The organism is Tsukamurella pseudospumae (assembly GCF_001575195.1).
GTDB lineage: Bacteria > Actinomycetota > Actinomycetes > Mycobacteriales > Mycobacteriaceae > Tsukamurella > Tsukamurella pseudospumae.
Genome location: NZ_LSRF01000057.1, coordinates 1 through 25,546 on the forward strand (window position 1 = coordinate 1; position 25,546 = coordinate 25,546).

Consider the following 25,546-nt stretch of genomic DNA (forward strand, 5'->3'; position numbering starts at 1 on the left):
ACACGTCACCGTGACGGGGATCCCGTCCGCGGCAAGCTCCTTCACGAGCGGGTAGAACCTTTTCCCGGCAAATTCGCCTGCGACAAATACGCAGCAGCCCGCCGCAGGACTTCATTCTCCTGCTCCAACAACCGGATTCGCTTGTTGGCCTCCCGCAACTCCGCGGACTGCCCACTCGTCATGCCGGGCTTGCTGCCGTCGTCGATGTTGGCGCGGCGCAGCCACTTCGTCAGCGTCATCTCGTGGATCCCGAAGTCCTTCGCGACCTGCGCGAGCGTCACCCCCGGTTCACGGTCACGGGCAACCCGGACCACGTCGTCACGGAACTCCTGCGGATACGGCTTAGGCACGATGGCCATCCTTCCAGGCCCACCCTCCCGGGCAAGCCAGATCAGATGTCACCTATCAGTGCGGCAGTCCCTTCAGGCGAATCGGCGAGCGGATGAGGAAACCTCTCACTTTTGGTGCGACCTCATCGCGTCAGTGGCTTGGGCGATTCGCAAGGTCGGGGACGCGGTCGAACTGGCGACGGATTCCGTTCTGTCCGCAGTGTTGGAGGAATCCGGCTGGGACTTTGACAAACTGGTGTTGGAATCGGTCAAACTGCGCAACACTGGATACAGTGAATTCGACGTAAGTCCGGAGGGTGCTAGCGAGTTGAAGGGTCTCACTGGGCGTTGGATTGAGTGGCTGACAGTGACGCTGGTCCGAAAGCTGTTGACGAGAGTGCTGAAGGAAACCGTCTCGTTGGAAGAAGTGCTTCGTGTTGTGAGAATTTGCGGTCTGTTGGCGTGTCCGGATCCGCAGAGTCATGAGCGGGTGTGGAATGAATGTGTAATTCCCTTGTTCAAATATTTTCTCGGCCTGGAGGACAATGCGGAAAATTCCATCCTTGCCGCAATCGTGAATATTCTCCCCAATTTGATTCACAGGACAGATGATTGGAGTGATTTCGTCGGTGAACGTCGGGGATTCGCGGGGGCTTTCTACTCAGAGTGAGCACTCTGGATGAGTTCTACGACGTGCTCACGTGGCGGTGTCAGCGATGAGCCCCGCGAGCTGCTCCGGCCGCTCGTCGGGGATCCAGTGACTCACCCCGTCGAGCACGACGAACCGGTACGGCCCGTCCACGTACTCTCCGGCGAGCTCCGCACCGGCGCGGCTGAGGGCGATGTCGTCGGTGCTCCAGACATAGGTCACGGGGCAGCCGATCCGTGTGCCCTCGCCCGGCTTCACCGCGGTGAAGGGCATGCCGCGGTAGTAGTTCAGGCCCCCGCCCAGGAGCCCGGGCGCCAGCACCTCGTCGACGACGGTGCCGATCGCCGGGCCCGGCATCCCGCTCGCGCGGAGGAAGGCCTCGAACCGGGACGGGAACCGTCGGGCCAGGAACTCCGGGACGAACGGGACCTGGAAGAGGTACATGTAGTACGACTTCAGGGCCTGGTCCGAGCGGAGGAAGGCCCGCAGGAAGGCGAGCGGGTGCGGCACCGAGACAGCGGTCAGCGTGCGCACGAGGTGCGGGTACGACGACGCGGTCAGCCAGGCCGTCGACGCGCCCCAGTCGTGCCCGACCAGGTGCGCCGGACCGGTGCGCTCCAGCAGCGCGGCGATGTCCGCCGCCAGCTCGGAGCTGCGGTACTGCCAGCGCCGGGGCGGGGTCGCCGTGCGCGCGTACCCGCGCTGCCACGGGACGACGGTGCGGTACCCCCGCGCGTGCAGGTGCTCCGATACGGCCGCCCAGGACGTGGGCGTCTGCGGGAAGCCGTGCAGCAGAACGACGATCTCCCCGTCGATCGGTCCGCTGTCGACGACCGGGAAGACCAGTCCCGACCTGGTGAACTCCGTGATCCGTTCCGTCATGCACTCACCCAACCACGCTCGACGGTGCGCGGCATCCGCCCCGGGGCGGAGATGCGCGGAACCGTTCGGCGTCCCGGCGCGTCCAATGGGTAGGGGACGAATTCGTGAGGGGAGGGTGGGATGCTCAGTGGACCGTTGGTGACGTTGGTGGTCGGCCTGGCCGGTGTCGCCGGCGTGCTCGCGACCCTTGGGCAGCGCACGTGGTCGGAGACGAGGGACCGCGCCCATCGGATCAGTCACGATGCGCGAACAGAGTGGTGGTGTCGATATCAGTGGGCCGCTGAGCAGGCGAATCAGCAGGAGAACGTCCGTGCTCAGGAGTTCGGAAAGGCAGTGATGAGTGCCCTGACGGACGAGAGTCCGGTAACCGACAGTGAGCTGGCAATTCTCGCAGCAGTGGCGGCGCGGCTCGCGATGATGAACACTGACGACGACAGCTCAGGAGGTGCGACATGAGCGATTACGACAGCGCAAAAGCACGAGCTAACGCGAAGTTCGAGCTCACTGGCGATTCGCCACGGTCTCGACAGCTCAGCGCGGAAATCCTGGTCAAAGTCGCTCGCCGCCGGGGCGAGGAGCCGGAGCAGTGGGTTCTCGACGTCGCGGAGGGCCGCCTCCCGGCGTGACCTGTCAGGCGGAGTAGCTTCCACCGGCCGATTCAGCACGTCCGCCATCGTGCTGGCGAGAGTCGTCCGGCGACGATTCAGCGGATGTTGAGCGAGGCTTAAGGGTTGAGGCGCACGGTGGAGGGGTCAGCACACCCGCAAGACGGAGGAGTCGTCATGATCACCAGGACCGTCACCATCACCGCAGCGGTCGCCGCAGCAGCCGGCCTCGCCCTCGTCGCACCCGGAGCGGCGAACGCGTCGCCGAACCCGTGCGACGTCCACCAGACCGTCGTCGCCCACATCGAGACGCCCAGCTCCAGCGCGTCGATCTGCCGCTGGAAGGGCGACGGCCGCACCGAGTACCGCGGCTTCGGCAAGGGCAACGGCCTGGCGGTGACCGCGCCCGTCGTGTGGTCGAACGGCTCGTCCTACAGCGCCGTCAACAACGGCTACACCTACCGCCTCGACGTGGGTCGAGGCCTCGCCGTCGTCGCTCCGAACGGTTACCAGATCTCGTACGAGCCCGCGATCTGACGGAACCGTTCCGCCGCCCGGCGCGTCCAATCGGTAAGGAGGCGACGGGGGACGGACGAGTGACACCATATCGGCCACGCTGGTCCCGGGTCCGGCGGGAATCGTCGGCGTTCTCGCGACGCTGTGGCACCGTCGCCCTGCGGATCAGCCCCGGTGCCGCACTTCGTACCCACTGACCACGGACACGCGGTTGAACGCGTTGATCGTGACCGCGGCCCAGATGAGTACGGACGTCTGAGTCTCGTCGAGGACGTCCGTCGCGCGGTCGTAGGCGATGTCCGCGGCGTGATGCGGAGGCAGCGAGGTCACCAGCTCGGCGATCTCGAGCGCGGCGCGCTCCAGGTCGTCGAACAGGCCCGGGGCCTCGCGCCACGCGGGCAGTACGTCGAGTTGCTGATCGCTGACGCCCGCGGCGCGCGCCGCCTGCGCGTGCAGGTTGAGGCAGAACGCGCAGCCGTTGAGCTGCGAGCACCGCAGGTTCACCAATTCGATGACCCCGCGGCTCATCCCGGCCGCCTCCGCGGCCGCGGCCACCTCGGCCGAGACCGCGACGAGCTGCTTGTAGATCCGGGGTGAGGCCTTGTCGATCCGCACTCTCTGCGCTGGCATGGCACTAGGCTAGCCGCTATGAGCAACGTCGACCGGACGCCCGAAGAGGTCGAGTGCGGGGCCACGGCTCCGAGCGCCGGAGTGGAGGTGATCGAGGCCCGGGAGGTGCCGCTCGGCGGCCCTCGGGCGATGACGGTGCGCCGCACCCTTCCCACGCACGAGCGCTCGATGATCGGTGCGTGGTGCTTCGCCGACCACTACGGCCCCGACGAGGTGGATCGCTCCGGCGGGATGAACGTCCCGCCGCACCCGCACACCGGTCTGCAGACCGTGAGCTGGCTGTTCGAGGGCGAGATCGAACACCGCGACAGCGCGGGCGTCGAGGCGCCCGTCCTGCCCGGCGAGCTCAACCTGATGTCCGCCGGCTCCGGCATCAGCCACTCCGAGGTGTCCACGCCCGAGACCACGATGCTCCACGGCGTGCAGCTGTGGCTCGCGCTACCGGACCGGGTACGTAACGCCCACAACGGATTCCAACACTACGTGCCGCCCGTCGTGGAACTTCCCGACGTGCGCCCCGACGGTCCGGGCGGCACCGTGAAGGTGTTCATCGGCGAGCTCGCGGGCAGCTCCGCGGAGATCACCACCGCCACGCCGCTACTCGGCGCCGAGATCCACCTCGCGCCCGGTGCGCGCGTCGCGATCGCGGTGAACGAGGAGTTCGAGCACGGCGTTCTGCTCGACACGGAGCGTCTCCTGTTCGACGGGGTGGCCCTCACCCGGGGCGATCTCGGATACGCCGGGCCCGGCCTCGGCGGACTCCGGCTGCACAACCCCACCGATCGGCCCGCCCGCGTGATCCTGCTGGGCGGTGCCCCGTTCGGGGAGGACATCGTGATGTGGTGGAACTTCGTCGGCCGCAGCCACGAGGAGATCGTCGGGTTCCGCGAGGAATGGGAGGCGCGGTCCGTGCGTTTCGGCGAAGTGAGCGGTTGGCGGGACGATCAGTACCTGCCCGCGCCGCCGTTGCCCACCACCCGCCTGAAACCGCGCACGAGGAGCACACGATGACCGACAACACCGCTGATACCCAGGACGCCGTCACCGTCGCCCGGAACGACGCCGAGGGCCGCTACGAGGTCGCCGTGGGTGGCGAGCTCGCCGGATTCACCCTGTTCATCGACCACGGCGAGCAGCAGCGGATCTTCCCGCACACGGAGGTGTTCGAGCAGTTCGGCGGCCGCGGTCTCAGCTCCATCCTGATCCGTGACGCGCTCGCCGACACCCGTGCGGCGGGCAAGCACGTCGTCCCCGTGTGTCCGCTGGTCAAGAAGTACGTGATCAAGCATCCGGACGCCGCGGACGTCGACCCGGTCACGCCGGAGATCCTCGCCGCACTGCGCTGACCGGCGCCGTCCTCGGACGCGTTCACAGGGAACTGCCAGCGAGTCGTCAGAGTCCTGGGCGTCGCACGGTGCACGATGGCGTGGTGTCCAGCGTGAAAGACGAACCCATGCCCCGCGTCCTCGTCGTCGACGACGAGCAGAGCATCCGGGAGCTGCTGCAGGTCAGCCTCAAGTTCCAGGGCTTCGAGGTGGCCGTGGCCCCGGACGGGCCGGCCGCGCTCGACAAGGTGCGGGCCTTCCGTCCGGACGTCATGGTGCTCGACATCATGATGCCGGGGATGGACGGGCTCGGGTTGCTCAAGCGGCTGCGCCAGGACGGCGTCGAGGCGCCCGCGCTGTTCCTCACCGCACGGGACTCGATCGAGGACAAGGTCGCGGGACTGACCCTGGGCGGCGACGACTACGTCACCAAGCCGTTCAGCCTCGAGGAGGTGGTGGCGCGGATCAATGTGCTGCTGCGCCGCAGTGGCTTCGGTGAGAGCGAGGCGTCCGCGCGGCTGGTCTTCGCCGATCTGGAGCTCGACGACGAGACCCATGAGGTGTGGAAGGCGGGGGAGCTGGTCTCTCTCTCACCGACGGAGTTCACCCTGCTGCGGTACTTCATGGTCAACGCCGGCGTTGTGCTGTCGAAGCCACGGATCCTGGATCACGTGTGGCACTACGACTTCGGCGGTGACGTCAACGTCGTCGAGTCCTATGTCTCGTACCTGCGCCGCAAGGTCGACACCGGCGAGACCCGCCTGATCCACACGCTGCGCGGCGTGGGCTACGTGCTGCGCGAACCCCGGTAGGCGCGCGGTGGGCTCACGCACCGGCGTCGTGTCCCGGGTCCCACTGCGCTTCTCCCTCGTCGCGCTGGTGGTGGGGCTCGTCTTCCTCGGCCTGCTCGCTTCGGGCACGGCGCTGACCGCGGCGATGCAGGACCGCCTGCTGTCCCGCGAGGACCAGACGCTGCGGCAGGCCGCCGACACCTGGGCCCGGCCGAAGCCGAACCTGCCCGAGCCTGTCCGCGGTGGGAAGCCGCCACCCACCCGCTTCTACCAGGCCGTCTTCCTCCCCGACGGGACGCAGCTGCAGATCAGCAATCCCGATTTCACGGAGCGACCCGACCTGTCGGGCCTCGACGATCTGCACGGCGACGCCGTGACGGTGCGGTCGGTGGGCGGTAAGGGTCCGCAGTGGCGAGTGGTGCAGTCGAGCTCCCAGTACGGCGTCGCTTACGTCGCCGTGACCCTCTCGGAGGTCGAATCGACGCTGCGCGCGATGGTGGCCCTCGAACTGCTGATCGGCGGCGGCGTGCTCATCGTCGCGGGCGGGCTCGGCTACCTCGTGGTGCGGCGATCGCTGCGGCCGCTGGAGGAGGTCGAGGCGACGGCGGAGGCGATCGCCGCGGGCGACCTCACCCGGCGCGTGCCCGAGGCGCCCGCGCACACGGAGGTGGGTCGCCTCTCGACGTCGATCAACACGATGCTGCACCAGGTCCAGGACTCGTTCGACCGCGTCGCGGCCTCGGAGGAGCACGCGCGCGCCGACGAGGAGCGGATGCGCCGGTTCGTCGGCGACGCCTCGCACGAGCTGCGCACGCCGCTCACGTCGATCCGCGGCTTCGCCGAGCTGTACCGGCAGGGCGCGACCGACGACACCGAGTTCGTCATGTCTCGCATCGAGTCCGAGGCGCAGCGGATGGGCCTGCTCGTCGAGGACCTGTTGATGCTGGCCCGGCTCGACGCGCGGCGGCCGTTGGCCGAGGACACCGTCGACGTCGTGGCGGTGGCCGACGACGTGGTCCACGCCGCGCAGGCCCGCGAGCCGGGCCGCGACATCGAGCTCGTCGTCGAACCCGACCCGGCGGACGCAACGGCTCCCGGCCCGGCGGTCGCCTCGGACCCGGGCACCGTCGAACTCACCGGCGACCGCGATCGGCTGCACCAGGTGGTCACCAACCTGGTCTCGAACGCGTTGCGGCACACGCCCGACGACGCCTCGGTGCGTGTCCGAGTGGCCGTTGCACCCGGCGCGGTGGTGCTGTCGGTCGCCGACACGGGGGAGGGCATGGATCCCGGCGAGGCCGCGCGCGTCTTCGAGCGGTTCTACCGTACTGACTCCTCGCGCAGTCGCGGCAGCGGCGGCGCCGGCCTGGGGCTGTCGATCGTGCAGAGCATCGTCGAGCGGCACGGGGGCACCGTCACCGTCGAGACGGCCCCGGGGGAGGGTGCGACCTTCACGGTGCGCCTGCCGCGCTGATCCCTACTCCGCGGCGAGCGCCTCGACGATCTTGGTCTGCGCCTCGTCCAGCGACTCCGCGGTGGGGCTCGCATCGACCTGTCCGAAGTCGAAATCGGTGAGGCCGTACGCGGGAAAGACATGCAGGTGCAGGTGCGGGACCTCGAATCCGGCGACGATCAGGCCCGCGCGCGGAGCGTCGAACGCGCGCTTGACGGCCCGGCCCAGCTTGCGCGCGACGCCGTTCAGGTGCGCCCACAGCTCGTCGTCGATGGACTCCCAGTTGTCCACCTCCGCGCGGGGCACCACGAGCACGTGGCCCTGCGTGAGCGGCGCGATGGTCAGGAACGCCACCACGGAATCGTCCTGGTACACGAACCGCCCGGGGAGCTCGCCGGCGATGATCTTCGAGAACACGGTTGCCATGGGGCCAGGCTATCGGAGCAGCCCACCGATGTCCGCGGACGCCAACAACGCCACGAGGATCGGCACGACGCGCTGCGGCGCGACCGCGTACTGACCGCGCGCCCCTTTCTCCACGACGCCCGCGGCCGTGAGAGTGCCCAGGTGGTGGTACAGCTGGCCCTTGGACCCGCCGTCCACCCGCTCCATCAGCTCCGCCGCCGTGCGCGGCCCGCCCAGCAGGTCCTGCACGAGCGCGAGTCGCGCGGGGTGGCCCAGCGCGGCCAGTACAGGGGCGAGGCGCTCCGGCGGCATCGCCGCGAGCGCGCCCGCGGAGTAGTCGATGCGCCAGCACACCTCGCCGTCGAGGCGCACGTCGCCGGCGTACCCGACGGTGCCGCCGCCCGCTTCGGGTGCCCGTCCTGCGTCCTCCGGGCCCGACGGTGCGCCGATGGCCGCCTCGAGCGCTGCCACCCGCGCCTCGAGCCCGGCCAGGCGATCGTCGGTGGTCATGGGGTCAGAATACGGGGCATCAGGCGCGGAGTGCGCAGGCCAGGCGCTCCCGGGCTGCGCGGTTGCCATGTCCGGAGTGGTCGCCGGTAAGGTCGTCGACGTGCGAGTACTCGTCATCGGCACCGGCGGCCGCGAACACGCCCTCCTCGACGCGCTGGCTCGTGACCCGCAGGTCACCGAGCTGCATGCGGCCCCCGGGAATCCCGGCACCGCAGCGATCGCGACCAATCACCAGGTCGAGGCCTCCTCGGGCGACGAGGTGGCGGCCCTGGCCGAGCGCCTCGCCGCTGACCTCGTCGTGATCGGGCCGGAGGTTCCCCTCGTCCTCGGCGTCGCGGACGCGGTCCGCGCACGCGGCATCGCGGTCTTCGGCCCGTCCGCCGCCGCCGCGGCGATCGAGGGCTCGAAGGCCTTCGCCAAGGACGTCATGGAGGTCGCCGGCGTCCGCACCGCGCGCAGCGAGATCGTCGACAGTCCGGCGTCGATCGACGCGGCCCTGGACCGGTTCGGGCCCACCTGGGTGGTCAAGGACGACGGCCTCGCCGCGGGCAAGGGCGTCGTCGTCACCGCCGATCGCGCCGCCGCCCGCGCCCACGCCGCCGACCTCATCGAGTCCGGCCGGCCCGCCCTTCTCGAGTCCTTCCTGGACGGTCCCGAGGTGTCCCTGTTCTGCCTCGTCGACGGCGAGGACGTGGTGCCGCTGCTGCCCGCGCAGGACCACAAGCGCGTCGGTGACGGCGACACCGGCCCCAACACCGGCGGCATGGGCGCCTACGCCCCGCTCCCATGGCTCGCGGAGGGGGCCGTCGACGAGATCGTCGAGACCGTCGTGCGCCCCGTCGCCCGCGAGATGGTGCGGCGCGGCGTGCCCTTCTCCGGCCTGCTCTACGCCGGCCTCGCGATGGGGTCCGAGGGGCCCGCCGTCGTCGAGTTCAACTGCCGCTTCGGCGACCCCGAGACGCAGGCCGTGTTGAGCCTCCTCGAGTCGCCCCTGGGCGAGGCGCTCAACGCGACCGCCACTGGCACGCTGGGCGCACTGCCCCCGCTCCGATGGCGCGACGGTGCCGCCATCACCGTGGTGCTCGCCGCCGAGAACTATCCGGCGTCGCCCCGGAAGGGCGATGTCATCACCGGCGCCGACGGCGCGGGGATCTATCACGCGGGCACGGCCCTCGACGGCGAGGGCCGGCTGGTCTCCAACGGAGGCCGCGTCCTCAACGTCGTCGGCGTCGGCGACGACCTCGGGGCGGCCCGCGCGGACGCGTACGCGAAACTCGACCGGATCAAGCTGCCGGGCAGTCATTTCCGGACGGATATCGGATACCAGGCGTTGCAGTAGCGCATTTGTGCTCGTCGCCGACGATGACGTCGGACGATTTGATCGAAAAGGTCTGGCCGGGCGGGGCGTGCTGGCAGCATGTCTCAGATGACAGCCGCGACCACGCCCAAGGGTGAGCGCCGGCGCGCGGCCCTGGTGGCGGCGGCCGGGGAACTCCTCGTCGAGGGTGGCTTCGAGTCGGTCCGGCACCGCGCGGTGGCGCACCGGGCGCACATTCCCCTGGCGGCCACCACCTACTACTTCGAGTCCCTGGGGGACCTGCTCTCCAACGCGGTCGCCTACGCGGGCGAGCTCGACACCGCCGCGATCCGCGGCCGGGTCGACGCGGTGAGCAGGCGCCGCCGCGGTGACGCGGCGCTGGCGAAACTGTTGGCAGCGGTGTTCTTCGCGTCGGACACGGAGGCCGAGCGCGGCGCGCTGGTGTCCCGGTACGAGCGGTTGGTGCTGTGCACGCGGGACCCCGAGCTCACCCGGCTGCAGGCCCAGACACGGAACGTGCTGGCGGACCTGCACGCCGAGGTTCTCGACAGGTCCGGGCGGCGGGCCGACAGGCCCTGCGTGGACCGACTGATGGCCATCGAGGACGGTGCCGCCCTCGCGGCCTTCACCACGCCGGGCGCGGACGTCAACCGCGCGATCCGGGACGCCCTCGCTGCCGTCGTCGACGATCTGGCGCCCGTCCTGCCGTAGGGCTTCCTTCCGTGGACGGCCGAGCGAGTCGTGCATGAGACAATCGGCTGGTGAGCACTCCCCGCATCCCCGACGTCCTCGCCAACCGCTACGCCAGCCCGCGCATGCGCGAGCTGTGGTCGCCCGAGTACAAGATCGTGCTGGAGCGCCAGCTGTGGATCGCGGTGCTCAAGGCGCAGCGCGACCTCGGGATCGACGTACCCGCAGGTGCCGTCGAGGCGTACGAGAAGGTCGTCGACCAGGTCGATCTCGCGTCGATCGCCGAGCGCGAGCGGATCACCCGGCATGACGTGAAGGCGCGGATCGAGGAGTTCAGCGACCTCGCCGGCTTCGAGCAGATCCACAAGGGCATGACCAGCCGTGACCTCACGGAGAACGTCGAGCAGCTGCAGGTGCTCCGATCGCTCGAGTACGTGCGCGATCACGCCGTCGCCGTCGCCGCCCGGCTCGCCGAGCGCGCCGCGCAGTACTCCTCGGTCGTGATGGCGGGTCGCTCGCACAACGTCGCGGCGCAGGCCACCACGCTCGGCAAGCGTTTCGCCTCCGCCGCGAACGAGTTGCTTGTGGCGATCGCCCGCCTCGAGGACCTCATCGGCCGGTACCCGCTGCGCGGCATCAAGGGCCCGATGGGCACCTCGCAGGACATGCTCGACCTGCTCGGCGGCGACGCGTCCAAGCTGGCGTCACTGGAGGAGCGGGTCGCGGCGCACCTCGGCTTCTCGCAGTCCTTCGTGTCGGTGGGCCAGGTCTACCCGCGGTCGCTCGACCACGACGTGGTGAGCGCACTGGTCCAGGTGGCGGCGGCACCGTCGTCCCTCGCGACGACGATCCGGCTCATGGCCGGGCACGAGCTGGTCACCGAGGGCTTCCAGCCCGGTCAGGTGGGCAGCTCCGCGATGCCGCACAAGATGAACACCCGCTCCTGCGAGCGCGTCAACGGCCTCGCGGTGATCCTGCGCGGCTTCGGGTCGATGGCGGCGGAGATGGCCGGCGCGCAGTGGAACGAGGGCGATGTCTTCTGCTCCGTGATCCGCCGTGTGGCGCTGCCGGATTCGTTCTTCGCGATCGACGGCCTCTTCGAGACCTTCCTGACGGTGCTCGAGGAGTTCGGCGCCTACCCCGCGGTGATCTCCAACGAGCTCGACCGGTACCTGCCCTTCCTCGCCACCACCCGGGTGCTCATGGCCGCGGTGCGGGCGGGCGTCGGCCGCGAGACGGCGCACGAGGTCATCAAGGAGCACGCCGTCGCGGTGGCGCTGGCGATGCGCGAGGAGGGCCGCGAGCCGGATCTGCTCGACCGCCTCGCGGGCGACTCCCGCCTGGGGCTCTCGCGCGTCCAACTCGACGAGGCCCTCGCCGACCGCGCCGCCTTCACCGGTGCCGCGGAGGCCCAGGTGGCGCAGGTCGTCGCCGAGGTCGAGGCCCTCGTCGTGAAGTACCCGGCCGCCGCCGGCTACAGCCCCGCCCCCATCCTCTAACTCGATTGAACACCGTTATGGAGAATCCGACCTGCGGGTTTCCTCTCCATAACGGTGTTCAATTGGGAGGGCGATAGGGTGGCGGGGTGCGTCCTGAACTGAGCGAATACACGCCGATCTACTCGGGCAAGGTCCGCGAGCTGTACGCGGTGGACGACGAGCACCTGCTGCTCGTCGCGAGCGACCGGATCAGCGCCTACGACTACATCCTGGACACGCCGATCCCCGACAAGGGGCGCGTGCTCACGGCGATGTCCGTGTTCTTCTTCGATGCGCTGGGCGTGCCGAACCACCTCGCGGGCCCGGCCGACGATCCCCGCATCCCCGAGGCGGTTTTCGGCCGCGCTCTGATCACCCGCCGCCTCGACATGGTGCCCGTCGAATGCGTGGCTCGCGGCTACCTCACGGGCTCCGGGCTCAAGGAGTACCGGGCGAACGGCGAGGTGTGCGGCGTGCCGCTGCCGGCCGGACTGGTCGACGGCAGCCGCATCGATCCGCCGATCTTGACGCCCGCCACGAAGGCCGCTGTGGGCGATCACGATGAGAACGTCTCCTTCGAGCGGGTGGCGCAGGACGTCGGGCTCGAGTTGGCGACGCAGCTGCGCGAGCTCACCCTCGACGTCTACGCCCGTGGCGCCGATATCGCCCGCGATCGCGGGATCATCCTCGCGGACACCAAGTTCGAGTTCGGTCGCAGCTCCGACGGTGACCTCCTGCTCGCCGACGAGGTGCTCACGCCCGATTCGTCGCGCTACTGGGACGGTGCGCTGTACGAACCGGGGAAGGCGTTGCCCAGCTTCGACAAGCAGATCGTCCGTGACTGGCTCACCAAGGAGTCCGGTTGGTCGACCGATGCGGGAACCCCGCCGCCGCCCCTTCCCGGTGACGTGGTGGAGCGCACCCGCGCCCGCTACATCGAGGCGTACGAGCGCATCTCGGGCCTGAGCTTCGCGGACTGGCCGGGCGGAGCCGCATGACGGGGCCGGTCCAGCCCGTCGCGAAGAAGGTTCCCGCCGAGCGGACCTTCCACGGCGACACCGTGATCGACGACTACGCCTGGCTCGCCGACAAGGACGACCGGGAGGTCCTGGACTACCTGCGCGCGCACAACGCCTACACCGAGGCCGCCACCGCAGCGCAGGAACCGCTGCGCGAGGCGATCTTCGGCGAGATCAAGGCGCACACCAAGGAGACCGACATGTCGGTCCCGCAGCGCCGAGGCGGGTTCTGGTACTTCGCCCGCACCGTCGAGGGGAAGCAGTACGGCATCCACTGCCGCGCACCGATCGCCGGGCCCGACGACTGGACCCCGCCGGTGCTCGCCGAGGGATCCCTACCGGGCGAGCAGATCCTGCTCGACCTCAACGTCGAGGCGGAGGGGCACGAGTACATCGCCGTCGGCGCGGCCTCGGTATCGCCCGACGGTGCCCTGCTCGCCTACTCCCTCGACACCTCCGGGGACGAGCGGTTCACGCTGCGCGTCAGGAACATCGAGACCGGCGAGCCGCTGCCCGACGTGGTCGAGAACGTCTTCTACGGCGCCACCTGGGCGCCGATCACGTCCGCCGGGGAGCGGTACCTGTTCTACACCACCGTCGACGACGCCTGGCGCGCCGACAGCATCTGGCGGCACGAGATCGGTTCGGATACTTCCGACGTGCGGATCTTCCACGAGGAGGACCAGCGCTTCGGGGTGGGCGTCGGGCTCACGCGCAGCGAGAAGTACCTGATGATCGCGGCATCGTCGACCCTGAGCTCCGAGACCTGGGTGCTGGACGCCACTGACCCCTCCGGTGAGTTCCGCGTGCTGCGGCCCCGCGAGGAGGACGTCGAGTACTCCGTGGAGCACGCGGTGCTGGACGGGGAGGATCGGTTCCTCTTCCTGCACAACCGCACCGGCATCGATTTCGAGCTGGCCTCGGCCCCCGTCGACGCCCCACAGGACTGGACGGTCCTCGTCCCCCACCGCGACGACGTGCGGCTCGAGTACGTGGACGCCTTCGCCCGACGTCTCGCCCTCGGGTACCGACGGGGCGGCCTGCCTCGGCTCGCGCTGGCCGAGGCCACCGCCGCACCGGAGTTCGTGGAATGGGATCCGGGTGAAGCGCTCGTCAACCTCGGGCCCGCCGCGAACCCCGAATGGGACGCCCCGCGGCTGCGATTGGCCTACGAGTCCTTCGTCACGCCCGGCACCGCGCTCGAGCTCGACCCGGAGACGGGTGAGCAGACGGTGCTCAAGCGCGCCGACGTGCCCGGCTACGACGCCGCCCTCTACACCGCTGAGCGGGTGTGGGTCACCGCCCGCGACGGTGCGCAGGTGCCCGTCTCGGTGGTGCGCCGCAAGGACATCGGGGAGGGGTCGGCCCCCACTCTGCTGTACGGCTACGGCTCCTACGAGGCCACCCTCGATCCGTGGTTCTCGGTGGCGCGCCTGTCACTCATGGATCGCGGCGTGGTGTTCGCGGTCGCGCACGTGCGCGGCGGCGGCGAGATGGGGCGTGCCTGGTACGACCACGGCAAGCAGCTGGAGAAGACCAACACCTTCACCGACTTCGTGGACGTCGCACAGCATCTCGTGGACGCCGGCCGCACGACGCCGCAGCAGCTGGTCGCCATGGGCGGAAGCGCCGGCGGCCTGCTCGTGGGAGCGGTCGCGAACCTGGCACCGGAGCTGTTCTCGGGCATCGTCGCCGACGTGCCCTTCGTGGACCCGCTCACCTCGATCCTCGACCCGAGCCTGCCGCTCACGGTGGGGGAGTGGGACGAGTGGGGTAACCCGCTGGAGAGTGCCGAGGTGTACCGCTACATGCGCGACTACTCGCCGTACGAGAACGTCGCCGACAAGCCCTATCCGGCGATCCTCGCCACCACCTCGCTCAACGACACCCGCGTGCTCCCCACCGAGCCCGCGAAGTGGGTGGCCGAGCTCTTGGCGCACACCACGTCCGGCAACGAGATCCTGCTCAAGACCGAGATGGTCGCCGGGCACGCCGGCGTCAGCGGACGGTATGCGAAGTGGCGCGAGACCGCCTTCGAGTACGCCTGGGTCCTGGGCCGGCTCGGCAGGGGCTGACGGCCGGCGGTCTGACGGCGGACCGTCGAACAGACGAGAAGTGCCCGGCCCCCATCGGGGACCGGGCACTCGTCGTATCAGGTGATGATCAGTGCGGCATGACCATCTGCCGCTCGGCGGCCTCGGTGTCCGCCGCGTGGGTGCGGGGCAGGAAGAACGCCGGGATGATGCAGCACGCCACCAGGATCGCGGCCACGAAGTAGGTGTTCCCGAACGCCTCCGCCGCGAACGGCAGGTTCTCGTGCAGGAACTTGCCGAAGCCGCTCTCGCTGCCCTGGAACATCGCGATACCGCTCTCGCGAGCGTCCGGGCTCGAGTTGAGTCCGAAGGCCAACGCGCCGGTGTGCTTCTCGCCCTGCGGGGTCTGCATCGCCGGGCCCGCGTTTGTGAGCCAGTTGGTGAACAGCACGGAGAAGATCGCGGTGCCCATCGACGCAGCGATCTGCTGGACGATGTTCGTCAGCGTGGAACCGCGCGAGATGGATTCCGGTGCCAGCGTGCGGATCGCGGCGGACATGGTCGGCATCATCGTCATACCCATGCCGAGGCCCTGGATGAACAGCGAGCCGAGCAGGATCCAGTACGGCGTGTCCGCCGAGAGCTGGGTGAAGGCGATCATGCCGCCGGTGATCAGCGCGAGGCCGGTCATCACGAACTTGCCCGGGCCCAACTTGTCGGTGAGCACGCCGGCGATCGGCATCGTCAGCATGGCGCCCAGGCCCTGCGGCGCGAGCAGCAGGCCGGCCATGAGGGTGGACTCGCCGCGGATGCCGATGAAGTACTGCGCGTACAGGATCGAGCTGCCGAAGAAGGCCATCGCGAACATGGCGAAGGTGATCATGGCCACCGTCATGTTCCGGTTCTTGAACAGCCGCAGGTCCAGCAGCGGCAGCTTGGCGCGCAGCGCCCAGAAGACGAAAGCGATGATCAGCACGAGGCCGACGGCCGTCGCGGGAATGACCCGGCCGGTGTACATCGACGAATCCGACTGCGCCTCGGGGATCGAGGAGATGCCGAACAGGAACAGTGCGAGGCCGGGCGAGAGCAGGATGAAGCCGACGAGGTCGAACTTCTGTCCCTTGACGGGCTCGTCCTTGTCCAGCACGAACCAGGCGTAGGTGATCGCAATGGCGCCGATCGGGACGTTGATCAGGAAGATCCAGTGCCACGAGAAGGACTCGATCAGCCAGCCGCCGAGGATCGGGCCGCCGATGGGGCCCAGCAGCATCGGGATACCGAGCACGGCCATGACGCGGCCGATGCGCTCCGGGCCTGCGGCCCGGGTCAGGATCATCATGCCCAGCGGCATGAGCATGCCGCCGCCGAGGCCCTGCAGCACCCGGTAGAGGATCAGCAGGTCGATCGACGTCGCCGTGGCGCAGAGCGCGGAGCCCGCCACGAACATCGCGGTGGCCGCCATGTACAGCCGCTTCGTGCCGAATCGGTCGGCGGCCCAGCCGGTCACGGGGATCACCGCGGCCAGGGCCAGGGTGTAGCCGGTCATCGTCCAGGCGACGGTGGCGGGGGATGCGCCCCACTGCGCCTGGAAGGTGTTCTGCGCGACCGCCACGATCGTCATGTCCAGGATGGCCATGATCGATCCGAGGACGACCACACCGGCCACCATCAGGACGCGCCGGTCGAGGCCCTCACCCGCGTGCGGGATCTCGCTCTTGTCGAGCGTGTTCTCGGTACTCATGCGTTCTCTTTCATTGCGGTGAAGAAGGGGTTCGGAGGGATCAGGCCCTCGTCGAGGATCTCGACCATCACGTCGTGCAGCCGGTTGCGGAGCCCGGCGGGCAGCCGTTCCGCGAAGCTCAGCACTTCACGATGCTTGTCGCTGACCGCGGAGGCAACTGTTTTACGGCCGAGGTCGGTGATGGTCAGGTTCTTGATCCGCCGGTCGGAGGAGTCCTCGCGACGATCCACCATGTCGAGCTGAACAAGCTTCTCCACGTTCCGTCCCGTGGCGGCGACGGACAGCCCCAGATCATCGGCGAGCCGGTTGATCGGGAGCGGGGCCTCGCTGGCGGTGAGCTGCAGCAGAATGTGGAACTGATGCGCGGTGATGTCGGACGACAACATCGTGCCCAGGCTCTCCTGCGTGACATTGCACATGAGACGGCCCATGAACTCGCCGAAGACCTCGGTGAGCGCGTCGGGAGTCACGTCGACGGGTGTTGCTTGCACCCAAAAACGATAACTCCGGCGCAACCATTGCGCAAACGAGATAGATGTGTCCTGCGTTACATCCCGCGTAGGCTCGGAGCCATGACTGCTCTCGACTCCATCGCCCTCACCACGCTCGACGGTGCCGCCACCTCCCTCGCCGACTACGCCGGGCGGGCCGTGCTCGTCGTCAACGTCGCCAGCAAGTGCGGCCTGACGCCGCAGTACGCGGGTCTGGAGGCCCTCGCGACCCGGTACGCGGACCGGGGGTTGACGGTGCTCGGCGTGCCCTGCAACCAGTTCGCCGGCCAGGAGCCGGGGACCGCCGAGGAGATCGCGACCTTCTGCTCGACGAGCTACGGCGTGACCTTCCCGCTGCTGGAGAAGACCGAGGTCAACGGAGAGAACCGCAACCCGCTCTATGTCGAGCTCACGCAGACCGCCGACGCCGAGGGCGAGGCCGGCGACATCCAGTGGAACTTCGAGAAGTTCCTCGTCGCGCCCGATCACGTCACGGTGCAGCGCTTCCGCCCCCGCACCGAGCCCGAGTCGGATGAGGTGGTCGGTGCGATCGAGGCCGTCCTCGCCTGAGCGGCGTACCGTCGGCCGCCTGAGCAGCGAGTTGGGCGACACGTAACCTTCCATCCCCGAATCGGTAAGGAACGCGGCGCACACTCACGAACATGAGCTCGCCGCTGTACGTCTCGGTCTCCGCCCTCTCCGACGCCACCCGCGGGCACGCGGAACGCTTCACGGCGCAGATGGACGAGCGCGGTGTGCCCGTCTCGCTGCTCGTGGCGCCCCGCCTGAAGGGCAAGTACAAGCTGGTCGACGACCCGTCGACGCAGGCCTTCCTGCGGGAGCGTCGCGCCGGGGGCGACGTGATCGTCCTCAACGGCTACGACCAGGCCGCGACGAAGCGCCGCCGCGCCGAGTTCTCGACGCTCGGCGCGCACGAGGCGAAGCTGCGTCTGGCCGCGGCCGACCGCGTGCTCGAGACGGTGGGACTGCGCACCCGTGTCTTCGCAGCGCCGCGGTGGAACGCTTCGACCGGCGCGGTGCTCGCCCTGCCCGACGCGGGCTTCCGGCTCAACCTCGGCTACACCGCCATCACCGACCTCGTCACCGGCGAGGAGGAGAGGGCCCGGGTGCTCGGCATCGGCGACGGATTCCTGAGCGAGCCCTGGTGGTGCCGCGCGCTCCTCGCGCAGGCCAACCGCATCGCTCGACGGGGCGGCGTCCTCCGCCTCGCCGTCGACGCCCGGCGGCTCGACTCCTCGACGGTCAGCCGCACGATGCTCGACGCCGTCGATCTCGCGCTGCACCACGGCGCGGCGCCGGTCGTGTACGAGCACCGGACGCGGATGCTCGCTGCCGCCTGACTCTTGACGTCCGAGTTAGGGTAGCCTTATGAAGGCGAAGATAGAGCTCGGCGATGTCCAGGAGACACTCCTCATCCCGCTGTACGGCCGGGCCCGCGACGCCGCGGCGAACCGCAGCGTCCTCGCGGACACGCGGGCGATCGAGTTGGTCGATGCCATCGACTACGACTTCACGAGGTTCACGGGACCATCGCTCCCGGGATCCGTGCTCCGCGCGTCGATCTTCGATCAGTACGTGCGGGACTTCCTCGCCGACCATCCCGACGGCACCGTCGTCGACCTGGGCTGCGGCCTGTCCACCCGGTTCGACCGGCTCGACAACGGCTCGGTGCGGTGGTTCGACCTCGACCTACCGGACACGATGGCTCTGCGTCGCAGGTTCTTCACCGACTCGGAGCGGTACACGATGATCGACGGTTCGATCTTCGACGAGGACTGGTACGAGGCGGTCGCGGAGCGCGGAGGGCCGGTGTTCCTGCTGTCCGAGGCCGTCCTGCTGTACTTCGCCCGGGAGGAGGTCGAGGACGTCCTCGGGCGCCTGGCCCGACGGTTCGGCGGCAACCGTCTCGCGGTCGACACGGGGGGCCGGTTCATGATGGGCCACCAGGACCAGAACCCGGTCTTCCGTTCCATCCCCGCGCGGATGCAGTGGGTCTGCGACGACCCCCGCACCCTCGAGCCCATCGGTCTGCGCCTGCTCGAGAGCCGCACCTTCGCGCACCCGCAGAAGGCGGTCGCCGGCACATGGCCGTGGAAGTACCGCCTCGGCCTCGCCGCGATCGGCTTCACGCCGATGGTCTCGGGCTATCGGATGAACCTGTTCACGGCCTAGAACTCCTGCGTGGCCTCGGCCTCCCAGCGGAGGAGATCGGCACCGTCGGGCCGCATGTCCGTGAGCCGGGCGAGGTAGATCGCCGCGCCCTCCGGCGAGAGCAGTTCGTCGTGGATCGGTACGGCGACGGTGGGGGAGACCGCTCGGAAGAAGTCGATCGTCTCGCTGATCCGGCACCACGGCGCGTTCACCGGCAGACCGAGCACGTCGACGGGGACGTCGGGCACGAACAACGCGTCCCCCGGGTGGTAGAAGCGGCCGATCCGCTCCTCGTCGCCGAGCAGGATCGAGGTGTTGTCGATGGTCGGCATGTCCGGATGGATCACGGCGTGCACGCCGCCGACGGCCCGCGCGATGAGATTGCCGATGCCGTAGTCGTGCCCGGGGACGGCGGCGATCCAGCGGTCGCCACGGGCGGCGGCCGTGGTGGGGTCGGCGAAGAGCTGTGCGTCGGGATTCGCGTCGACCAGCGCGCCGATGCGGACGGGATCGATGTGGTCCGGGTGCTGGTGGGTGACGACGATCGCGTCGAGCCCGGTCAGCCCCTCGAAGCCCTGGGAGAACGTGCCGGGATCGAAGAGCACCCGCGTGTCGGACATCTCCACGAGGACGCAGGAATGGCGGAAGTGGGTGAGTCGCATGCGCCCAGTATCGCTCAGTTTCCGCGAGGCCACGGCGGTTGTCGCGACGTGCTCCGCTGCGCCGTTCGGCACGGACGTAAACTCTTTTGTGAAGCGCGATCGACACCCGAGCGCGCGGTCGATTCGAGAGGGAGCCGCAACGTGGCACGGATTGTGGTGGACGTGATGCCGAAGGCCGAGATCCTGGACCCGCAGGGCAAGGCGATCGTGGGTGCGCTCGACCGCCTCGGTTTCGCCGGTGTCGCGGATGTGCGGCAGGGCAAGCGGTTCGAGCTCGAGGTCGACGGTGACCTCAGCGACGAGCAGCTCGAGAAGATCGCGGCCGACGTGCTGACCAACACCGTCATCGAGGACTTCACCATCACCCGGGTGAACGCATGACCCGCGTCGGCGTCATCACCTTCCCCGGCACCCTCGACGATGTGGACGCGTCCCGCGCCGTGGAGCGCGCGGGCGGCGAGGCCGTCTCCCTCTGGCACAAGGACCACGATCTCAAGGGCGTCGACGCCGTCGTCGTCCCCGGCGGCTTCTCCTACGGCGACTACCTGCGCGCCGGCGCCATCGCCTCCCTCGCTCCGGTGATGACCGAGGTCGTGGCGGCCGCGGGCAAGGGCATGCCGGTGCTGGGCATCTGCAACGGCTTCCAGATCCTCTGTGAGGCGGGCCTGCTCCCCGGTGCGCTCACCCGCAACGAGGGCCTGCACTTCGTCTGCCGCGATCAGTGGCTGCGGGTCGAGGCCACGAACACCGCGTGGACCTCCCGGTACGAGACGGGCGCCGAGATCCTCGTCCCCGTCAAGAACGCCGAGGGCCGCTACCAGGCGTCGGAGGCCGTGCTCGACGAGCTCGAGGGCGAGGGCCGTGTGGCCTTCCGCTACGTCGGCGGCAACCCGAACGGCTCGCAGCGCGACATCGCGGGCGTCGCCTCGGCCAACGGCCGCGTCGTCGGCCTGATGCCCCACCCGGAGCACGCCACCGAGGCGCTGACCGGCCCGTCGGACGACGGGCTGGGCCTGTTCTACTCCGCGCTGGACGCGGTGCTGTCGGCCTGATGACGGATCCGGCGGCAGCCACCACTGCGTCCCCGGAGGGTCTGTGCGCCTTCGTCGACGCCTCACCGTCGCCCTTCCACGTCGTGGAGACGACGGCTGCGCGGCTGCGTACGGCGGGCTACTCCGAGCTCGCCGAGGGCGACCGCTGGCCGGCGGCGGGCAAGCACTACGTGGTCCGGGGCGGGTCGATCGTCGCCTTCGACGCATCCGTCTTCGCGGTCGACGGCGCCTTCCGCATCGTCGGCGGACACACGGACAGTCCCAATCTGCGGGTCAAGCAGCATCCGGACCTCGAGGCGGCGGGCCTGTCGCTGGTGGGCCTCGAGCCCTACGGCGGCGCCTGGCTCAATTCGTGGCTCGACCGGGATCTCGGGATCTCCGGCCGGCTCGCGTTCGCCGGGCCCGACGGTGCGCGGACGGCTCTCGTCCGGATCGACGAGCCGGTGCTGCGGGTGCCGCAGCTCGCCATCCACCTGTCCGAGAACCGCAAGGGCGTCGAGCTGGATCCGCAGCGGCACGTCAACGCGATCCGCGGTGTGGGCGCGAAGGGGCCCTTCGTGGACCTGCTGGCCGAGGCCGCCGGGGTCGACCCCGAGACGGTGCTCGGTTGGGAACTGATGACGCACGATCTGGCGCCGAGCCGGGTGGTGGGCGCCGACGGCGATCTGCTCTCCGCGCCGCGCCTGGACAACCAGGGGACCTGCTACGCGGGCGTCGAGGCGCTGGTCGCGGCACCGTCGACCGTCGGGGTGACGCCCGTGCTCGCACTGTTCGACCACGAGGAGGTCGGATCGGGCTCGGATCGCGGCGCGGCGTCCGACCTGCTGCTCACGGTTCTGGAGCGGATCGTGCTCGCCGCGGGCGGTGACCGCGAGGACTTCCTGCGTGTGATGAGCCGCTCGGTGTGCGCGTCGGGCGACATGGCGCACGCCACGCACCCGAACTACCCCGACCGGCACGAGCCCGCGCACCGCATCGCCGTGAACGGCGGGCCGGTGCTCAAGGTGAACCAGAACCTGCGCTACGCCTCCGACGCGACGGGCGAGGCGATCTTCGCGGTGGCCGCCGAGCAGGCGGGCGTGCCGCTGCAGCGGTACGTGCACCGCGCCGACCTGCCGTGCGGCTCCACGATCGGCCCGATCACGGCCGCCCGCACCGGCCTGAGCACCGTCGACGTGGGGGCGCCGCAGCTCGCGATGCACAGCGCCCGCGAGCTCATGGGCTCCGCCGACGTCGCGATGTACTCCGCGGCGCTCGCCGCCTTCCTCGCTCCGGCCTGATCGCTGCCGCCCGCTCGGCGACGGGCAGTGCGGGCGGAATGGGTGCGAATGGCTTCCCGCACCCGTTCCGCCCGCCCGCGCCCGAATTGCCCGCGGCCCGCGCCCGCGCTGTCCCGGTTCGGCGGCCACGCCGTGGCTCACGTCCGGAAGTCCAGCAGCACCTTCCCGGACGCAGCGGAATCACGGGCGATCTCGAAGGCCTCGAGGGCGTCCGCGGCGGGCAGAACGTGGGTGACCACGCCGCGCACGTTCAACGAGCCGTCGGCGAGGGCAGCGATGACCTCGTCGATCTCGTCGTTGAACCGCAGGGCACCGCGCAGATCCAGTTCGCGTGTGATGGCTTGGGCGGCAGGGAAGTCGATGTCGCCCGCGCGCTGCAGGCCGAGCATCACGACGATGCCGCCCCTCCCGGCCGCATCGACCGCGGCGTGCAGTCCGGGCACCGTGCCGGAGGATTCGATCACGACATCGGCGTGGAGCGCCGCGATCTCCTCGGACTCCCGGGCGTCGAGAACCGCGGCGGCGCCCAGTGCCAGGGCACGCTCGCGCGCCTCGGCCGCGATGTCCGTCGCCACGACCGTGGCGGCCCCGTGGTGCAACGCCACCGCGACGGCGAGCAGGCCGATCGGACCCGCGCCGATGACGGCCACCCGCTTGCCCGCGACATCGCCCGCGCGGGCCACGCCGTGCCAGGCCACGGCCGCGGGTTCGATCAGCGCGGCGTCGCGCGGATCGATGTTCGCGGGCAGGATCCGCAACATCCGGGTCGGGAGGGCGACGCGGCGCGCGAAAGCGCCCTCGCAGTGCGGGAAGTGGGCCGCTGAGCCCAGGTAGGTGCCGGCGGGCGCGAGGTTCGGGCTCTTCGCCGGGTACGGGACACCGTCGACCCCGTGCGGCGTGCCCGGGTGCACGGCGACGGGGGTGCCGACCGCGGGCCCGGATCCGTCGGCGGCCGCCCGTTCGACGGTGCCGATCACCTCGTGGCCGAGAAGCAGGGGTGCGCGCAGGATGGACGTCCCGGCGGCGCCGTGAAGCCAGTAGTGCAAGTCGGAGCCGCAGACCCCGCCGTAGGCGATCGCGATCACCGCCTCATCGGCGGTGGGCTCGGGCTCCGGCAGCGCCTGCACCCGCAGATCGCCGGCGGCGTGCGCGACGACACCCAGATTCTCCGTCATCACAACCCCTTTCAGACCACGGCCGTCATGCCGCCGTCGACGTACAGTATTTGGCCGTTGACGAATGAGGAGGCGTCGGAGGCCAGGAACACCAACGGCCCCACCAGATCCGCCACGTCGCCCCAGCGCGCCGCCGGCGTGCGGCCGGAGACCCACCCGGAGAACTCGGCGTCGTCGACGAGCGCCTGCGTCAGCTCGGTGGCGAAGTACCCGGGGGCGATCGCGTTGGCCGTCACGCCGTACGGGGCCAGCTCCGCGCACAGGCCCTTGGTGAGCATGACGATCCCGCCCTTGGTCGCGGAGTAGGGCGTGATGTTCGGGCGGGCCAGCTGCGACTGCACCGAGCCGATGTTGACGATGCGCCCGCTGCCGCGGGTGATCATGCCCGCTGCGACGCGCTTCGCCAGGAGAAAGGCGCTGGTCAGATTGGTCGCTACCAGGGTGTTCCAGTCGCTGACGGGGAACTCGGTCAGCGGGTGGCGGATCTGCATGCCCGCGTTGTTCACCAGGATGTCGGGGGTGCCGAGCAGTGCCTCGATCCGCGCCAGCCCCGCATCGACGGCGTCCTCGTCGGTCACGTCGAAGGCCTCGCCGTGCACGGGATTGCCGGTCGCGGCGGCGATCTCGCCCGCCACCGTCGACGCCGCGGTCCGGTCCCGGCCGTGCACGACGACGGTGGCGCCTGCTGCTGACAGTCCTTCGGCGAGCCGTCGGCCGATGCCGCGGGTGCTGCCGGTGACGAGTGCGTTCCGCCCCGTGAGGTCGAAGACGGAGGTGTCGCTGGGCATGACTTCCTTTCAGGGAACGGACGGTGCGGGCGCGGAAGTGACTGCAGGATAGGGGAAGTCGAGAGTGCTCAGAGCGGCGGTGCCGGGCAGGGCGTAGTCGGAGCCCGCTTCGGCGTCCGAGACCTTCACGGCGTCGTCGGTGCGGGTCAGGTCGCGGCCCACGGTCTCCGGCACGAGGAAGGTGCTCGCCGCGGTGATGGTGCACAGCGTGACCATGTAAAGGCCGAGCACGAGCCAGTTCCCGTCGGTGACCTTGATCAGGTAGGCGCCCAGCACGCCCGCCACGCCGCCGGCGAGCACCGCGGAGATCTCGCGGGCCATGGCCACGCCGAGGTAGCGGTGCCGTGCGCCGAACATCTCGGGGATCATGGCGCACTGCGGGCCGAGCATCGAGTTCACGCCCACGCCGATGCCGATCGCGATGACGGCGATCGCGATGCCGTGGTTGTGCAGGGTGAGTGCCCACCAGGCGGGCAGGGCGTAGACCAGCAGGAAGAGGGCGCCGATCCGGTAGATGATGCGGCGGCCGTAGCGGTCGGACAGGTGCCCGGTGAACGGTACGGAGAACACGCCGATCAGCGAGCCGATGGTGACACCCCAGGTGAGCACGCCCTTGTCGGCGCCGGGGCCGGTGACGGTGACGAAGAACGACAGCGCAAGCGCTTGGAACATGTACGAGCCGCCGTTCTCCGCCATCCGCAGGCCGATGCCCACGAGCACGCCGGGGAAGCCGTGCTTGAACAGCTCGCGGACCGGCTTGTCGGCCACCTGCTCCTGCTTCTCCAACTCGACGAAGGTCGGCGTTTCCTGCAGCTTCATCCGGATCGCGACGGCGAGCAGGATGAGCAGGAAGGATGAGAGGAACGGGACCCGCCAGCCCCAGCTGAGCATCGCCTGCTCCGGCAGTGTGCTGATCAGCGTGAACACCAGCGCGGCGAGGAGCGTGCCCGCCTGGATGCCGATGAAGGGCAGTGCGGAGAAGAAGCCGCGCCGCTCGACGGGCGCGTACTCGGCCATGAGCACCGTCGAGCCGGCCTGTTCCGCGCCCGCGCCGAAGCCCTGGAGCAGGCGCAGCGCCACGAGCAGCACCGGCGCCCACATGCCGATCGAGTCGTAGGTGGGCAGGACGCCGATCAGGGTGGACGCGCCGCCCATCAGCATGATCGTGATGACGAGGACCGTCTTGCGGCCCACCTTGTCGCCGAGCCGGCCGAAGAACAGGCCGCCGAAGGGGCGGGCCGCGAAGCCCACGCCGAAGGTGGCGAACGCGGCCACGGTCGCCATCGCCGGGTCGCCCTGGGGGAAGAACAGGACGTTGAAGATCAACGCCGTGGACAGGCCGTACAGCGCGAAATCGAAGTACTCGAGGGCGCTGCCGATGCTGGAGGCGAGGGTCGCACGCTTGAGGTTCGCGGCGTACTCGGGATCCTGCTCCGGTGAGGTGGTGGTGGTCGACACGGGGGTTCTCCTTCGGACCATCGGGTCGTGACCGGCGTCACATCCGATACTGAAAGCTAACACTTGGTCGAACGGCGTACAACAGGTTGAACGA

At 69.7% G+C, this 25,546-nt stretch carries 30 protein-coding genes; 19 read left to right on the top strand and 11 right to left on the bottom strand.

Going from position 1 to position 25,546, the window contains the following annotated elements:
- Positions 1 to 41 precede the first annotated feature (41 nt).
- Complete coding sequence (locus AXK60_RS27425) at positions 42 to 350, bottom strand: transposase (protein ID WP_068570701.1); 309 nt, start codon at positions 348 to 350, stop codon at positions 42 to 44.
- Between the two features lie 133 nt (positions 351 to 483).
- Between AXK60_RS27425 and AXK60_RS26565 the strand changes: the two genes are divergently transcribed.
- Complete coding sequence (locus AXK60_RS26565) at positions 484 to 999, top strand: hypothetical protein (protein ID WP_139058018.1); 516 nt, start codon at positions 484 to 486, stop codon at positions 997 to 999.
- Positions 1,000 to 1,026: 27 nt separating this feature from the next.
- Here AXK60_RS26565 and AXK60_RS16980 read toward each other — a convergent pair whose 3' ends face one another.
- Positions 1,027 to 1,860, bottom strand: a complete 834-nt coding sequence (locus AXK60_RS16980) for an alpha/beta fold hydrolase (RefSeq protein WP_068572921.1) — start codon at positions 1,858 to 1,860, stop codon at positions 1,027 to 1,029.
- A 120-nt stretch (positions 1,861 to 1,980) separates the two neighbouring features.
- Here AXK60_RS16980 and AXK60_RS16985 point away from each other — a divergent pair, with 120 nt between their 5' ends.
- From AXK60_RS16985 to AXK60_RS16990, 3 genes are all read left to right on the top strand, one after another.
- Entirely contained in the window at positions 1,981 to 2,316 is a 336-nt protein-coding gene (locus AXK60_RS16985; protein ID WP_068572923.1) for a hypothetical protein, read from the top strand.
- Positions 2,313 to 2,486: a hypothetical protein gene (locus tag AXK60_RS27120; protein WP_156485629.1), complete on the top strand. Its 174-nt coding sequence runs from the start codon at positions 2,313 to 2,315 to the stop codon at positions 2,484 to 2,486. The genes AXK60_RS16985 and AXK60_RS27120 overlap by 4 nt, the downstream gene beginning before the upstream one ends.
- 156 nt (positions 2,487 to 2,642) lie before the next feature.
- Positions 2,643 to 3,002, top strand: a complete 360-nt coding sequence (locus AXK60_RS16990) for a hypothetical protein (RefSeq protein ID WP_068572925.1) — start codon at positions 2,643 to 2,645, stop codon at positions 3,000 to 3,002.
- A 144-nt stretch (positions 3,003 to 3,146) separates the two neighbouring features.
- Here AXK60_RS16990 and AXK60_RS16995 read toward each other — a convergent pair whose 3' ends face one another.
- On the bottom strand, positions 3,147 to 3,611 hold the full coding sequence (locus tag AXK60_RS16995; protein WP_068572927.1) for a carboxymuconolactone decarboxylase family protein: 465 nt from the start codon (positions 3,609 to 3,611) through the stop codon (positions 3,147 to 3,149).
- 18 nt (positions 3,612 to 3,629) lie between these two features.
- Here AXK60_RS16995 and AXK60_RS17000 point away from each other — a divergent pair, with 18 nt between their 5' ends.
- The 4 genes from AXK60_RS17000 (at position 3,630) to AXK60_RS17015 (ending at position 7,201) form a co-directional block, all read left to right on the top strand.
- The gene (locus AXK60_RS17000; protein ID WP_068572929.1) at positions 3,630 to 4,622 is read left to right on the top strand and encodes a pirin family protein; all 993 of its coding nucleotides are present in this window, start codon (positions 3,630 to 3,632) and stop codon (positions 4,620 to 4,622) included.
- A complete protein-coding gene (locus tag AXK60_RS17005) occupies positions 4,619 to 4,957 on the top strand; it encodes a GNAT family N-acetyltransferase (protein WP_068572931.1) in 339 nt (112 codons plus the stop codon). The genes AXK60_RS17000 and AXK60_RS17005 overlap by 4 nt, the downstream gene beginning before the upstream one ends.
- A gap of 107 nt (positions 4,958 to 5,064) precedes the next feature.
- Entirely contained in the window at positions 5,065 to 5,748 is a 684-nt protein-coding gene (locus tag AXK60_RS17010; RefSeq protein ID WP_068572933.1) for a response regulator transcription factor, read from the top strand.
- 7 nt (positions 5,749 to 5,755) lie between these two features.
- Positions 5,756 to 7,201, top strand: a complete 1,446-nt coding sequence (locus tag AXK60_RS17015) for a sensor histidine kinase (protein WP_231855501.1) — start codon at positions 5,756 to 5,758, stop codon at positions 7,199 to 7,201.
- A gap of 3 nt (positions 7,202 to 7,204) precedes the next feature.
- On the opposite strand, the gene AXK60_RS17020 is transcribed toward AXK60_RS17015, so the two are convergent.
- Positions 7,205 to 7,606 (bottom strand): HIT family protein, encoded by a 402-nt coding sequence (locus tag AXK60_RS17020; protein WP_068572935.1) that lies wholly within the window; start codon positions 7,604 to 7,606, stop codon positions 7,205 to 7,207.
- Between the two features lie 9 nt (positions 7,607 to 7,615).
- The gene (locus AXK60_RS17025) at positions 7,616 to 8,095 is read right to left on the bottom strand and encodes an ArsR/SmtB family transcription factor (protein ID WP_068572937.1); all 480 of its coding nucleotides are present in this window, start codon (positions 8,093 to 8,095) and stop codon (positions 7,616 to 7,618) included.
- Between the two features lie 100 nt (positions 8,096 to 8,195).
- Here AXK60_RS17025 and purD point away from each other — a divergent pair, with 100 nt between their 5' ends.
- The 5 genes from purD (at position 8,196) to AXK60_RS17050 (ending at position 14,675) form a co-directional block, all read left to right on the top strand.
- A complete protein-coding gene (gene purD, locus AXK60_RS17030) occupies positions 8,196 to 9,434 on the top strand; it encodes a phosphoribosylamine--glycine ligase (RefSeq protein ID WP_175400066.1) in 1,239 nt (412 codons plus the stop codon).
- An 87-nt stretch (positions 9,435 to 9,521) separates the two neighbouring features.
- Complete coding sequence (locus AXK60_RS17035) at positions 9,522 to 10,124, top strand: TetR/AcrR family transcriptional regulator (RefSeq protein ID WP_068573414.1); 603 nt, start codon at positions 9,522 to 9,524, stop codon at positions 10,122 to 10,124.
- Between the two features lie 50 nt (positions 10,125 to 10,174).
- On the top strand, positions 10,175 to 11,602 hold the full coding sequence (gene purB / locus AXK60_RS17040; RefSeq protein ID WP_068572941.1) for an adenylosuccinate lyase: 1,428 nt from the start codon (positions 10,175 to 10,177) through the stop codon (positions 11,600 to 11,602).
- A gap of 86 nt (positions 11,603 to 11,688) precedes the next feature.
- Positions 11,689 to 12,579, top strand: a complete 891-nt coding sequence (locus AXK60_RS17045) for a phosphoribosylaminoimidazolesuccinocarboxamide synthase (protein WP_068572943.1) — start codon at positions 11,689 to 11,691, stop codon at positions 12,577 to 12,579.
- Positions 12,576 to 14,675 (top strand): S9 family peptidase, encoded by a 2,100-nt coding sequence (locus tag AXK60_RS17050; RefSeq protein WP_068572945.1) that lies wholly within the window; start codon positions 12,576 to 12,578, stop codon positions 14,673 to 14,675. The genes AXK60_RS17045 and AXK60_RS17050 overlap by 4 nt, the downstream gene beginning before the upstream one ends.
- An 88-nt stretch (positions 14,676 to 14,763) precedes the next feature.
- On the opposite strand, the gene AXK60_RS17055 is transcribed toward AXK60_RS17050, so the two are convergent.
- Both AXK60_RS17055 and AXK60_RS17060 read right to left on the bottom strand, forming a co-directional pair.
- Positions 14,764 to 16,374 (bottom strand): DHA2 family efflux MFS transporter permease subunit, encoded by a 1,611-nt coding sequence (locus AXK60_RS17055; RefSeq protein ID WP_068572946.1) that lies wholly within the window; start codon positions 16,372 to 16,374, stop codon positions 14,764 to 14,766.
- The gene (locus AXK60_RS17060) at positions 16,371 to 16,865 is read right to left on the bottom strand and encodes a MarR family winged helix-turn-helix transcriptional regulator (protein ID WP_139058019.1); all 495 of its coding nucleotides are present in this window, start codon (positions 16,863 to 16,865) and stop codon (positions 16,371 to 16,373) included. The genes AXK60_RS17055 and AXK60_RS17060 overlap by 4 nt, the downstream gene beginning before the upstream one ends.
- An 81-nt stretch (positions 16,866 to 16,946) precedes the next feature.
- On the opposite strand from AXK60_RS17060, the gene AXK60_RS17065 reads away from it, so the two are divergent.
- The 3 genes from AXK60_RS17065 to AXK60_RS17075 all read left to right on the top strand — a co-directional run bounded on the left by AXK60_RS17065 (position 16,947) and on the right by AXK60_RS17075 (position 19,058).
- Positions 16,947 to 17,435: a glutathione peroxidase gene (locus AXK60_RS17065; protein ID WP_068572950.1), complete on the top strand. Its 489-nt coding sequence runs from the start codon at positions 16,947 to 16,949 to the stop codon at positions 17,433 to 17,435.
- Positions 17,436 to 17,527: 92 nt separating this feature from the next.
- On the top strand, positions 17,528 to 18,226 hold the full coding sequence (locus AXK60_RS17070; protein ID WP_068572952.1) for a DUF2334 domain-containing protein: 699 nt from the start codon (positions 17,528 to 17,530) through the stop codon (positions 18,224 to 18,226).
- 28 nt (positions 18,227 to 18,254) lie between these two features.
- Entirely contained in the window at positions 18,255 to 19,058 is an 804-nt protein-coding gene (locus tag AXK60_RS17075) for a class I SAM-dependent methyltransferase (RefSeq protein ID WP_068572954.1), read from the top strand.
- Here AXK60_RS17075 and AXK60_RS17080 read toward each other — a convergent pair.
- Complete coding sequence (locus tag AXK60_RS17080) at positions 19,055 to 19,699, bottom strand: MBL fold metallo-hydrolase (RefSeq protein WP_068572956.1); 645 nt, start codon at positions 19,697 to 19,699, stop codon at positions 19,055 to 19,057. The genes AXK60_RS17075 and AXK60_RS17080 overlap by 4 nt on opposite strands.
- A 141-nt stretch (positions 19,700 to 19,840) precedes the next feature.
- Here AXK60_RS17080 and purS point away from each other — a divergent pair, with 141 nt between their 5' ends.
- From purS to AXK60_RS17095, 3 genes are read left to right on the top strand one after another with little or no spacing between them, the layout of a single operon-like run.
- Positions 19,841 to 20,080, top strand: coding sequence for a phosphoribosylformylglycinamidine synthase subunit PurS (gene purS, locus AXK60_RS17085; RefSeq protein WP_068572958.1), 240 nt, complete (start codon positions 19,841 to 19,843; stop codon positions 20,078 to 20,080).
- Entirely contained in the window at positions 20,077 to 20,751 is a 675-nt protein-coding gene (purQ, locus tag AXK60_RS17090) for a phosphoribosylformylglycinamidine synthase subunit PurQ (RefSeq protein ID WP_068572960.1), read from the top strand. The genes purS and purQ overlap by 4 nt, the downstream gene beginning before the upstream one ends.
- Positions 20,751 to 22,031, top strand: coding sequence for a M18 family aminopeptidase (locus AXK60_RS17095; protein WP_068572962.1), 1,281 nt, complete (start codon positions 20,751 to 20,753; stop codon positions 22,029 to 22,031). Before purQ ends, AXK60_RS17095 begins: the two co-directional genes overlap by 1 nt.
- A gap of 137 nt (positions 22,032 to 22,168) precedes the next feature.
- Here the strand turns inward: AXK60_RS17095 and AXK60_RS17100 are convergent, their stop codons facing one another.
- Genes AXK60_RS17100 through AXK60_RS17110 form a run of 3 tightly spaced genes read right to left on the bottom strand, consistent with a single transcriptional unit; the run spans position 22,169 to position 25,452 of the window.
- Entirely contained in the window at positions 22,169 to 23,206 is a 1,038-nt protein-coding gene (locus AXK60_RS17100) for a zinc-binding dehydrogenase (RefSeq protein ID WP_068573416.1), read from the bottom strand.
- A gap of 11 nt (positions 23,207 to 23,217) precedes the next feature.
- A complete protein-coding gene (locus tag AXK60_RS17105) occupies positions 23,218 to 23,994 on the bottom strand; it encodes an SDR family oxidoreductase (RefSeq protein ID WP_068572964.1) in 777 nt (258 codons plus the stop codon).
- 9 nt (positions 23,995 to 24,003) lie between these two features.
- The gene (locus tag AXK60_RS17110) at positions 24,004 to 25,452 is read right to left on the bottom strand and encodes an MFS transporter (protein WP_244881126.1); all 1,449 of its coding nucleotides are present in this window, start codon (positions 25,450 to 25,452) and stop codon (positions 24,004 to 24,006) included.
- Positions 25,453 to 25,546: the final 94 nt, after the last annotated feature.